Source organism: Paenibacillus sp. SRL342, assembly GCF_984798905.1.
Genome location: NZ_OZ481790.1, coordinates 3,799,812 through 3,812,465, shown reverse-complemented (window position 1 = coordinate 3,812,465; position 12,654 = coordinate 3,799,812). Strand labels below are relative to the sequence as shown.

The following is a 12,654-nucleotide window of genomic DNA, read 5'->3' as shown; positions in this document are numbered from 1 at the left end:
TAAGGGAATACAACTTTAACTTTGCTTTATAATCGTCCATCATCACCCTGTTCCTCCTGGACAATTCGAGCAATGTGAATCATCAAATATAATAATTCCTCGTTCGATATGGAGATGTCCAGCATATTCTGCACGTAGGTTTTGATCATCTCCGCGCATTTGTATTCAAGCGGATGCTCCTTCACCATGTGCTGAAATATAAAATCTTTCGCCGAATTGCCCAGACGCCCTTCTTGTAAACGCTGGATGAAGAATTGCAGGTGTGTGACAAGTCTCACATAATGGATGGAATTTTTGTTCAATTGCATATCAAGGGTGTATTGTATCAGATTAAAAATATCTTTTAACATCTTAACGGATTGCATCGTGCGCTCCATATTCTGTTCATGCGTTTGGGCATTCACGAAATGAAAAGCGATATTCCCTGCTTCTTCTTCCGGCAGTTCAACCCCCAGTTCTAGATTCAGCAACTGAACGGCTTCAAGGCCAAGTTCGAATTCAACAGGGTGAAACCTCTGGATCTCCCATAACATGCGATTCTGTAGTGCTACACCTTTTTTCCATCGTTCAATGGCAAATGACAAGTGATCCATAAGCGTAAAGAAGATTTGGTCGTCAAGAGACAACTTTTCTTTTGCATTGGTAATCAGTTTATTTATGACATTCACATGTTTTTCCGGCATGTTTTCGATGGTTCGTACGTAAGCCTGCGCAGACGGATTATTTTGCAGAATGAATCGTTTTTGGATGTGTTCTTCATCCAGTCGCTCGCCAACTTTGCCTTTGAACGCCAACCCTTTTCCCATGACAATCATCTCTTGCCCCTGTTCATCTTTGGTCAGAAGCAAGCTGTTATTTAATATTTTGATTACTTTCATGCATTCATCACGATCCTTTATTCTTTCGTGACCGCCTGATCCGAATTTCCGATACATCTGCCATTTTGTTTAATGACCTCTTGATACCACGAGAAGCTTTTCTTCTTCAAACGCTTCAAGTCTTTCAGATCCTGTTCACCACGGTTTACATAGATCATGCCGTAGCGTTTCCCATAACCCTGATGGGTGCTTACCACGTCAATAACGGACCAAGGGCAATAACCAATCACATCCACACCATCCGTCAGAGCCAGTCTGATCTGTTCCAGATGTTTCTCAATAAAATCAATCCGGTACGTGTCGTTAATCGTGTAATCTGCCTCGAGTATATCTGGGGCTCCTATACCATTTTCCGTAATTAGAATCGGGAGACCATATCGTTCACATACCTTACGCAATGTTAACCTTAGGCCAATCGGATCGATGACCCAGCCATATTTTGTTTTTTCGGTATAAGGATTCTCCGCGGCTCGGTAGACTCCCTGCTCACCAAGCATAATTTGCTGATCACCCGCACGAGCTGTAACATCCGACGCATCTCCCATACTGGCGGCAATGGTTGCCGTCGAGTAGTAGTTGATTGCTACCAGATCGGGGCTGCCAGACTGGATATCTTCCATGTCACCCTGCTCAATAACCGGCTCGATGCCGCGTTCCTGTACATAACTCCAGAATAATGGATTATACCGTCCCCACACCGATAAGTCGAGAAAACCCCATCCACGAATTGTCTCCCAGTTATGTGCAGCGATTGCATCTGCTGGTCTGGAGGTTGCCTGGTACATGGAGGTCATGTTTAATGCAGGACCAATCTTGCCTTGCGGGAGCATATCATGAAATAGTCGCATCGTTCTGCCTTGAGCCACAAACATGTGATGATTTTGCTGATACAGTTCCTTACTGGAAGGCAGACGTCCGCCTTTTGGTGTACCAATAGCACCGGGATGGAGAATCATTGTATTCTGCTCATTAATGGTCAACCAATATTTCACTTTATGCCCGTAATGCTCAAACAAGATACGCCCGTACTCCACAAAGGCATCAATCGTCCCCCGGTTGTTCCATCCTCCGGTTTTCTCAAGCTCGTAGGGTAAGTCGAAATGATACATGGTCACAATGGGCTCAATACCATGGAGCAGCAATTCGTCAATTAATTGGTGATAAAAATCGAGTCCCTTTTCATTAACAGGCCCTGTGCCTGAAGGCAAGATTCGAGTCCATGCAATCGAAAAACGATATGCTTTGAGGCCCAGCTCTGCAAAAAGCTTCACGTCTTCTCTGAATCGGTGATAGTGATCGCTCGCAACCGTGAAATCGGCGGTTCCAGCCGGATGATCACACATATCGATGACGGACAGGCCTTTGCCATCTTCGTTCCAGGCTCCCTCGACTTGGTAGGCCGAGGTAGAGCCTCCCCACAGAAATTCATTGGGGAATGGTTTGGTGTGTTGATATAACATCTCAAACACTCCTTCATTTTAATGTTGATTAAGATATATGACGGACCATATTAAGCTTGTTACGAAAGGTGGATAATCGTCGCTCCAACCTCCACAGGACTCTGCTTCTCCAGCTTAATGTCCGGGAAACGATCCGAATTGGCGATAATGATCGGGGTTATGACTTCGTAGCCTTCTGCCTTGATGGCGTCGATATCAAAGCGGATCAACAAGTCCCCCCGTTTTACGCGATCCCCTACTTTAATGGAAGAGTCGAAGTGTCGCCCCTTCAGGTTTACGGTATCCACTCCAATATGAATGAGCACCTCTTCTCCATCGTAACCATTTAATTTCACCGCATGTTTGGAGTCCATGAAAGCCGTAACTTCACCTGCGATCGGAGCATACAGTTCTCCTTTGGCAGGAATGATAGCAGCGCCCTTACCCAGTAATCCCAAAGAGAAGACATCGTCTGGTACACGGTCTAGATGGACTAATTCCCCTTGCATCGGACTTGCGATCGTAAGTGGGCGTAATTCATTTTGGGTTGGTCCATTCGCATTTGTTGTTGCAACTGACTGCGTGCTTAGAGTGTTGTCTTGAAAAGACAGCCCGGAAAGTGTCTTGTCATCGTTAACGTTGGTATTGCCTTCTTCTTCATCATCCACTGGATCCTCAAAACCAATGATCCATGTCAGAGCAAAAGTAACGATAAAAGCGATCAGACAAGTCACAATGGCATGAACGATGTTCATCGGATTGCTTCCAATGAAGGCAGGTAACGCGGCAAGACCCGGAGAAACGAAGGCATAACGTACTAATCCGGTCAGACCAGCATATATCCCTGCTACACCACCACCAATCATTGCGGCAATTAAGGGTTTCTTCAGTTTCAAAGTTACTCCGTACAAGGATGGTTCCGTGATGCCCAGTACGGCGGTGAAACCGGATGAAGCAGCGAGCTGTTTCAGTTTTTTGTTTTTTGTTTTTAATGCTACAGCAAGGGTGGCCCCACCTTGAGCAATATTGGACGCGAGCATTCCCGGGCCGTTGATCATTTCATATCCATTTTTGGTTAGTTGGCTAGTTGCAATCGGTGTCATCGCCCATGCAGTGCCTGTTACGATCAGGAATGGTTGCAAAGTTCCCATTAACAAAGGAATCAGCCAACTGGCTCTGGCATTAATCGCTTCTGCACCCATGGCAACCAGATCATTCAGGTACGTTCCGAAAGGTCCAATCGCCACCAATGCAAGTGGTGCTGTAATCAATAGTACAAGCATTGGTTTCGTGAAAAATTTGATCATTGAAGGCGATACCCGATCCGCGAAACGTTCAATATAGGACATGAGCCAAACGACGATAATAATCGGCAGCACGGAGCCCGCGTAATCGGTTAGTCGAACTGGAACACCGATGAAAAACACATCTTTTCCTTCCGCCATCATGGCGCTCCATCCCGGGTGTAACAACACGCCGGCAACTGTCATCGCCAGAATGGGACTAGTTTCAAATTTAATGGAAGCTCCATAAGCCAGCAGAATAGGCATGAAATAAAAAGCCGCGTCCGCAATGGTATTAAGAATATAGTAGTTTTGGCTTTCCGTCGTTACAAGGCCTGTCAGCACAAGTACGGCTAATATCGCTTTGATCATACCCGCGCCAATGATTGCCGGAATTACCGGAGTAAATGTTGTTGAGATCACGCTGATGAATCTGGAGATCCAGCTCTGTTTTTGTTTTGGTCCGTTATTTTTGCCAGAATCCGATTTGGATTCCGCACTTCGGGTAGCAGAACCCATCTGCTGAGTGATAACTCGGTAGACCTGCTGCACCTCATTGCCCACAACGACCTGATATTGTCCACCATTGTTCACAACGGTAATGACACCTGGAAGTGCTTTGAGTTTTTCTGTCTCCGCTTTGGAGATATCGTGCAGTTCGAATCGTAGTCGGGTTGCGCAGTGCGTAAGCCGAGCGATATTATCCTTCTTCCCAACCAATTCCGTAATCTCTTGTCCCAACTTGCGATAATCCATACCAATGCCTCATTTCTGAATTTGGATATAAAAAAGACCAAAACGATATGCCTTCCCCTACTCACATAAGGAAAATGCAAATCATTTTGGTCATGCCTGCTTTACCAGTAACAGCCAAACACTGCTAATATTTAATTCGTTGTAGATGTAAACGTTTACTGGATCATAATATCACACAATAAATTTGTTAGCAATCACTTTATTCGACATTTTTCTGCATTTTGATATGAAAATGTTTCTTCATCTGTGACCCTAAGAGTATCTCTAAATAATTGATATTCAGTAAAACATTTCATTTAATTGCTAAATAAGTGTGATTTATGGTACCTTTAAAACAAATAATGATAGTTTGGCTATCATTATTTGGAGATTTCCACAAACTACATTAAAGGATGGCGAGGAGACATGCAGACTGATAACAGATCGATCGTTATTCATCAGGTATCTAATTTAGAGACACCTGAAGAACTTTGGAATCCATATGCTTATTATGAGTACATGCTGGAGAATCATCCCATCTATTTTGACGAGAAGCAGCAAGTATGGAATCTGTATCGTTATGATGATGTCAATTCCGTTCTAACAGACTGGAAACGGTTCTCCAGTGTTCGTAAACGGAGTGTATCCCCGGTTCCACCGGTAATTACCCGAGTGAACATCAATTCTGTTGATCCCCCTGTTCAACGTGATATTAGAAAGTTAGTCTCTAGTGCCTTCACCCCACGTCAGTTAAAAACCTGGGAGCCTCAAATCGCGGCTATCGTTGATGAGTTAATGCTTGAGATGAAGACGAAAGATGATGTGGACATTGTTCGAGACCTAGGGGTTCCACTTCCTGTTACTGTCATTGCCGATCTACTTGGGGTAGAGAGGCAACACCGGGCACAGATCAAAGCCTGGTCTGACATGTTATTTTTCCCCAATGCCACAGGTAATGAGCAGGAGCAGATGAATGCGAAGTATGCGGCTATGCAAGAATTTAACGAATTTTTGCTCCCCATTGTTCAGCAGAAGAGAAAGCATCCTGCCGAGGACATTATTTCCGATCTCACACTTGCCGAGCTGGATGGGGATCAACTAACCGATGAAGAGGTTGTTACCTTTAGCTTGGGCCTCCTTGCTGCTGGGAACGAAACAACGACTAACATGATAAACAGCCTGTTCTACAGTTTTATGTATGATCAACCCGGAATCTATCAGGATATTGCCGCAGATCCAGAACTGATAGAGAATACTGTTGAAGAATCGTTAAGGTATCGTTTTCCCACGACACTTGATCGTGTGGTAGTAGAGGATACAGACATCCTTGGCGTGCCTATGAAAAAAGGAGATGTTATATTAACCTGGCTGGGTGCAGCCAACAATGACCCTAGACATTTTCCCGAACCTTCCCGCTTTGATATCTACCGTCCCAACAGCAATCGTCATCTCTCGTTTGGCAAAGGACCTCACTTTTGTCTGGGCGCTCCATTAGCCAGGCTAGAGGGCCAACTGGTGCTGAGAGGGTTCACGAATCACTTTTCCAATATTACTGCAAAAATCAAATTTGAAGCGGCAAGCCAGCTCTACCCGGGTACACAGACTCTTCAAAACCTGCCAGCCATCGTAACAACCAAGCTTTTTTGAACTAATTTCATCAAATTAAAAGTGCCCTTACACACAAGCGATTGGCTGTGTGTAAGGACACTTAAATCTTGTTATGCCTTTCTTCTACCTTCAAGCTCTCTAATAATCGTTGGATATTCCTTGTCCAGCTTGTTTTTGTAAAGGAATACTACAAGAAGAATGAATACAACAATGGGGACGTATATATTCAACGCGATGATGGCCTGCTTTGCTCCTTCTCCTTGGGTTGTAGCTTGTTCGACATATCCTCCTAGCGCGAGGAACCATCCAATCATTGCTGTGCCTACTTTTGAACCGAAACCGATGACACTATTCGTTAAACCAACAAGTCTTTTGTTAAATTTCCATTCGCCGTATTCAATCGTGTCTGTGACCATTGCTCCACCTACTGCCATTAGCGGAATTGTACCAAGCGTTTGGAAGATAGAACAGATCAGACCCAATGTAATGCTCTCGGGAGCGACTAACCGAACGGCTGCTCCGAGGAGTCCGATTAATATACCGCCGAGGGCTGTATTTCGCTTGCCATAACGTTTGATGAATGGTCCGGACAAGGCAAATCCGATAATAACCGGAATCAAACCAATAGCACCCATAATGCCGATCAGGCTTACATTGCCCCAAATATATTTGGCATAATAACTTCCTGCTGCCACGCCCAGAGCAAACAAAATGCTAGCGAGAGCCATTACGAAGAACATATATACCCAGTATTTATTGGCAAAGAGTAATTTCAGTCCTTCACGAATCGGCGTTTTATCCTGAAACATGCCAAGCTCATCCAATTGAACATTGTTGTACTTTTCCCTATTGGACAGGAATGAAATGAAAATCCCGATTGCTGCAACACCAGCAAAAATTGATGCGAGCAACGTCCAGTCACTTCTGCTATTGCCCATGGCTGTAACGATTGGAACAAATGCAACGGCAACAACCATACCTGCCAGATACCCGCTGCTTGAACGGATAATACCCATTAAGGAACGCTCGTAACTGTTACGCGTTGTTAACGCCATCAAACTGTTATATGGAATCGAGGTTGGAGTAAACACCAAAATGTAGAATACAAGATTCGTAATAATCGCATATATAATTTTGCCTGTAGAACTTATATCCGGCACGGAAAACATTAAGAATAATGAGATGAACATTGGAATGGTCATCCATAACAACCAGGGACGAGCTTGCCCATACTTGGTTTTGGTCCGATCCACCAGTACACCCATACCGATGTCTGCAAACGCATCCAAAACTTTGGTAAGCAGCATTACCGTACCGACTACAGCGGCAGACACGCCAACGACATCCGTATAATAATACGTGATCAAACCCAACAATCCACTTGAAATGTTTAACCCGAACTGTCCCATTGAATCGCCAATTAACTTTTTCGTTGGTATTTCCCGGGGTGGCTGAGCCGGCGTATTATCTACTTTAATATGCTGCTCGTTCACTGCAACTCCCATAACACTCGCCTCCGTTACTCTTCATGTTGAATTTCTCTTCCTCTTCTATACTTTCATTTTATGTCCTGGCATATATAACAGATATAGCGCATTGTTAAGATCAAATAACGCAATCCAAACAGAAGGTATTCCTGCTGTTTGAACGACAAAAAAACTGACTCAGGTATACTGAATCAGTTTTTGGTCCATCTGTTTTATGCACGATTCTTATGAATAAAATGAACCGAAATAGATCAGGAATCGGCTTTAAAATCGCTAGAACCATGTTCGAAAGACTTGCTGTTACTCCTTAAAGTGTCAATCCACCGTCTGCTACAAGGATAGAGCCTGTCATATAACTGGAGCCGTCCGATGCCAGGAATGCTACGAGTTCAGCCAGCTCCTCTGGCTCCGCAAAACGCCCAATTCTCATATTTGGGAATTCTTCGGGCATATAATCGCTTTCTTGTAACATTTGCGGAACAGCTGCGGTCAGCGAAGTGGCTACACCCCCAGGGCAGATAGCATTTACCCGAATGCCCTTTCTGACGTACTCAATCGCTGCTGCTTTTGTCAATCCGGCAACACCGTGTTTACTCGCTGTATAAGCGGCCAGACTGTGCTCAGCTCGAAGCGCCGTGGTTGATGCTGTATTTATCACATGACCGTAACCTTGTTGAACCATCACGTTGAGAGCGTGCTTCATCCCCAGGAAGATCCCCTTCAAGTTGACGTCAATGATACGGGAGAAATCGTTCAGGGATGTTTCATGGAAAGGCTGGAACTTCTGAATGATTCCTGCATTGTTGAACGCGACATCGATTTTACCAAATGTTTCAATTGCTTTTTGAATATAGTTTTCTACATCCTCTTCCTTGGATACATCAGCTTGAACAAAGATGCCCTCGCCATCCTGCTCCTTCACAAGCGCAAGTGTCTCTTCCCCTGTTGTTACATTGTAATCCACCAGAACGAGCTTGGCTCCTCTCGATGCCATCAACACTGCACTAGCTCGGCCAATACCGCTACCAGCGCCTGTGATGGTAATCACTTTGCCTGCAAACGAATCGGAGTTGGTATTCACAGCTTTGCTCGCTTTAGGAGCCTCTGCAGATTCGAAGGTTACGTTAGCAAGATCCGCTTTCAGTGCGGACAAAATGTCTTCTGGCAGATCGACCTGTGGAACGGCTGCGAGTTGATCCAGCGTAAAATGGGAAGCCATTTTGAATGATGGCTCGTTAATGAATTCAGGTAGATGTTTGGTAAGCAATGTTGTTGCTTCATCATTATTCAATAGTTCCGAAATTTTAATGTTTTCATTGTAAGTTGTCATAGTTGTTTCCTCCAAATTTCATTTTGATAGTTTTACTATTATATTGATATAAATACTATCATTTTGTGTCTTTTTTTGCAATTCGTCATTTTAATAGATTAGGAACGAGCCCGAAAATGGCTAAAGGACTTATTCTGTTTATGCTGTGTTTCCTCCAGTGTTATGTCACCGAAATAGTCTTTAGCCCATCGTTAAGCTGCTTCTGCTCTTCCTCGGTTAACAGGTTCCACGCCTGGAACGGGCGCAGGAAAAATATCACTCATCTCCTCCAGAATACAAGGATAACCAAGAATCATTGCATTAGGCCGAGTGGAACCCATCGTCCCCAAAGCTGCAGCAAGATGGCCCCCTGCGGAGAAGCCGCATACCGCTACTTTTTGAGGATCCAGTCCGCACTGTTGGCCCGCTTGAGTGTCAACGCTTCCTCCGTATCATTCAATGGTTTTGGAAATACAGCATGCTGATTGAGTGAATTTCACAGGATAAAGACTTGATAACCTTCAGCCAAAAATGCCGTAGCAAACGGGTTCAGCTTCTCGATCAGAACAAGCTCTATATCCTCCACCTGGAAGCACAAGTACCGCTGGCCGCTTTTTGGTATTTGCCAGCTCGGGTGAAGAATCCAACAGGTAGAGTGGATTGACATGGCCAAAAGGATACTTCTATTGTAGATTTCAAGTGAGACGATCGACTATAACGCGATACAAAGATCGTGTAGCGTAATTCAAGCCCATTGCTAGTCAAAGACAAAGAAAAAACCGCGAAATCGCGGTTAAGTAGGGCTATCCTCTCGTATTATGATTATTGGCCTTCCGTGTGATATCAAATGCATCCGGGTCAGCGAACTGATTCTCATCCCGGTTGACTGAGGAACAAAGAGCATGTCGCCCTTACGGATGTGCTTGCCACCGAATTCGACATCCTCGGTAGCCCAGCGAATATTACTCACCTCAGCAGGCCATCGGTTTGAGATGATTTGCATTTAAAGAAACGTCATCGTGTTTCGTTTTCGTCGTATCTACGAGCAATGATTTATTCTATACGATTTGAATGGTCTCCAGCTTGAGATCGAGCTGGTCAAGTTCTTCCTCTGGCGTACTGAACGAAGGATAGGTGGATAGATCACGCAAGCTTGCTTCCCCCATCGGGCCAATTGTCCCCGGGTCCAGCGAAGCCAGCACCGGTGAAAGCTCGTGCAGCATACTCCGGCTATGCTCGTTACGAAGCAGTACATTCAGAGGTGTACGGGTGCTTAACGTTTGTTTGTATGGCACGGATGGTACATAAATAAAATCATACGTGCCACTCACCACTTCGATGATCACTTCATCTTCAACCTGAACGACAATCAGGCCTGTATCCGAAAGTGTAATTCCGTTCATCATCACCTGATCAACCACGGCGCGTGGCAGCTTGATCGTTGCTGTTGCATTAAATGGAACAGAGAAGCTTAAATACAGCTTACCTGCTTCATCAAACCTCCATTCACTGCAATAAGTTCCTGCAGCGGTGTCAATGCGACCTTTAGTCCACTGGATTCTGAAATCAGGCATCGGTGCCAGCAGTGCATGGCGGAAGCCAGGTCGATCCTCTACTGGATTGATCCCCGCCATATGACGATACATCCATTCAACAACGGCACCATAGGCATAGTGATTAAGCGAGTTCATACCATTTTCACTGATTGTACCATCTGGCAAAATGGAGTTCCAACGCTCCCAGATTGTTGTTGCTCCCATATTGACCGCATACAGCCAGCTTGGGTAATCATCATTGAGCAGAAGCGTATAGGCGATATCATTGCTTCCATATGCTGATAGAACCCGGTTCAAATACGGCGTACCTACAAAGCCAGTTCTCAAGTGGTTCTGATCCTTGCGTACACGCAAGCGAATAGCTTCTGCAATCCGTGCTTTATGTTGCTCAGGAACGAGATCCATATACAACGCTATAGCGTATGCGGTCTGTGTATCTACTGCCAGACGTCCATTCGCAGTAAAGTATTCCTTCACAATTGCAGCTCTAACCTCTTGCGCCAACTGGTCATAGGATGCGGCAAGATCATGATGTCCAAGTACTTTGGCAGCCTTGGCTACGATATCTGAAGAATAGGCATAGTAGGCTGAGGCAATAAAGTAATTATCTGTTCCCCCCATTGGAGAGTTCGGATCATCCCCATCTAGCGCAAGCCAGTCACCAAAGTGAAAACCTATCGCCCATAAACGTGTACTACCGGATTCGTCATCCGAACGCTTGATGTAATCTACCCATGTCTTCATGCTGTCAAACTGCTGCTCCAGAATGGATGGGTCCCCGGAATGCAGATACGTGTTCCACGGAATAATGGTTGCCGCATCTCCCCAGGCGCTGGACCCTCCGCCCTGCACACGTCCAACCGGAATGACCATCGGAACCATACCGTTCCGATCCTCTTGTTCCATCCACAGATCATATCCATACTTGTTAAAAAAGGCATACGTATCCATATTGTAATTTGCTGTACCGGAGAATACCTGTGCATCCCCTGTCCAGCCCATGCGCTCATCGCGCTGTGGACAATCGGTAGGGGTATCTAGGAAGTTTCCCTTTTGCCCCCAGAGTGCATTTTCGAACAAACGATTCACGCCAGCATGACTGGTTTCTAAATACCCGGTACGTTCCATATCCGAGTAAACCACACAGCCTGTGAAGTCATTCAGATCCAGTTCGCCTGCCCAGCCTTCAACCTTAACATATCGGAAACCGTAAAATGTGAAATACGGACGCACAATAGCTTCTTCACCGTTTGCTGTATAGATGTACTCCGCCTTAGCCGAGCGAAGGTTCTCCCGGTAGAAATTGCCTTTCTGCAACACTTCGCCATATTGCAAATGGATGACCGTTCCGCTTGGTGCCGTAGTACGGAATTGCAGCCAGCCTACCATATTCTGGCCCATATCAATGACCGTTTCTCCCGCAGGCGTGGTCAAAATTTCGATCGGCTTCAAGGTTTCCTTGATCACGACCGGAAGACTTTTTCTTGCTTGTAAAAGCTCATACCCCATTTCACTTTCCCGAACTGGATAAATCTCAGTCACGTCCAGCGTGGCATCATAGATTTCTCCGTCATAGATGTTACCATCCACCACATTCGAGCGGGTGGCATGCCAGGACAGATCTGAAGGGACAACAACTTCTGTTCCATCCGTATACGTAATCACCAGCTCGGACAGCAATGCAAAATGATCACCATACAAATTGGCAGTGGTATCTCCTTCAAAACCAAACCGTCCCTTATACCAGCCATTCCCCAAACGGACATCTATCGCGTTGGACCCTTCTTGCAGCAGGTCGGTAATATCGTAAGTTTGATACTGAAGCCATTTGTGATAGGCATTATAATGAGGGGCCAAGTACTCATCCCCAGCCTTGACTCCGTTTAGTTCCAATTCGTATACTCCCAAACCACAGATGTACGCCCGTGCTTTGGCGATGGGACCTTTGACTTCGAACGTTTTCTGGAGGACTGGATGAATCGTCGGTTCCAGTTCAGGTGTAATCCACTTTGCTGTCCATGGTTCATCCTGCTTAGCCGTTTCAAACCAGGCCGTTTCACTGGTCGCCTTTTCCCCAAGCTCATTCCATAATCGAACTCTCCAGAAGTAACGCGTCCGTGCAGCCAGTTCCAGATCCGGAGAATACGCGAGCGAATCAATATCCTCTGTTATTCCACTATCAAATACAAGTTCTGTAAAAGATTCATCCAGTGCAATTTCTACCTGTGCGGCGATCTGCGTTGTCGCTGTCGTATCCGTAACGGTATAAGAAAAGGTTGGCTTGGTTACCGCAAAACCGAGCGGATTAGTGATGTGATTTGTTTTCATATGAGTAATGTTCATCGATGAAACCTCCCCT

At 45.3% G+C, this 12,654-nt stretch carries 7 protein-coding genes and 1 pseudogene; 1 reads left to right on the top strand and 7 read right to left on the bottom strand.

Annotation, left to right across the window (positions count from 1 at the left end; all coding sequences use genetic code 11):
• Positions 1–26: 26 nt before the first annotated feature.
• Genes AC4E8D_RS16655 through AC4E8D_RS16645 form a run of 3 tightly spaced genes read right to left on the bottom strand, consistent with a single transcriptional unit; the run spans position 27 to position 4,356 of the window.
• The gene (locus AC4E8D_RS16655; protein ID WP_221821364.1) at positions 27–878 is read right to left on the bottom strand and encodes a PRD domain-containing protein; all 852 of its coding nucleotides are present in this window, start codon (positions 876–878) and stop codon (positions 27–29) included.
• 17 nt (positions 879–895) lie between these two features.
• Positions 896–2,338, bottom strand: coding sequence for a glycoside hydrolase family 1 protein (locus tag AC4E8D_RS16650; RefSeq protein ID WP_221821362.1), 1,443 nt, complete (start codon positions 2,336–2,338; stop codon positions 896–898).
• Positions 2,339–2,397: 59 nt separating this feature from the next.
• Positions 2,398–4,356: a beta-glucoside-specific PTS transporter subunit IIABC gene (locus AC4E8D_RS16645; RefSeq protein WP_221821361.1), complete on the bottom strand. Its 1,959-nt coding sequence runs from the start codon at positions 4,354–4,356 to the stop codon at positions 2,398–2,400.
• A gap of 405 nt (positions 4,357–4,761) precedes the next feature.
• Here AC4E8D_RS16645 and AC4E8D_RS16640 point away from each other — a divergent pair, with 405 nt between their 5' ends.
• The gene (locus AC4E8D_RS16640) at positions 4,762–5,982 is read left to right on the top strand and encodes a cytochrome P450 (RefSeq protein WP_221821359.1); all 1,221 of its coding nucleotides are present in this window, start codon (positions 4,762–4,764) and stop codon (positions 5,980–5,982) included.
• 71 nt (positions 5,983–6,053) lie between these two features.
• Here AC4E8D_RS16640 and AC4E8D_RS16635 read toward each other — a convergent pair whose 3' ends face one another.
• From AC4E8D_RS16635 to AC4E8D_RS16620, 4 genes and pseudogenes are all read right to left on the bottom strand, one after another.
• Complete coding sequence (locus AC4E8D_RS16635; protein ID WP_490204964.1) at positions 6,054–7,448, bottom strand: MFS transporter; 1,395 nt, start codon at positions 7,446–7,448, stop codon at positions 6,054–6,056.
• A gap of 289 nt (positions 7,449–7,737) precedes the next feature.
• Positions 7,738–8,511 (bottom strand): SDR family NAD(P)-dependent oxidoreductase, encoded by a 774-nt coding sequence (locus AC4E8D_RS16630; protein ID WP_313771463.1) that lies wholly within the window; start codon positions 8,509–8,511, stop codon positions 7,738–7,740.
• 530 nt (positions 8,512–9,041) lie between these two features.
• A pseudogene (locus tag AC4E8D_RS16625) lies at positions 9,042–9,158 on the bottom strand (alpha/beta hydrolase); the annotation flags it as partial.
• A gap of 639 nt (positions 9,159–9,797) precedes the next feature.
• Positions 9,798–12,638 (bottom strand): alpha-L-rhamnosidase, encoded by a 2,841-nt coding sequence (locus tag AC4E8D_RS16620; RefSeq protein ID WP_221821356.1) that lies wholly within the window; start codon positions 12,636–12,638, stop codon positions 9,798–9,800.
• Positions 12,639–12,654: the final 16 nt, after the last annotated feature.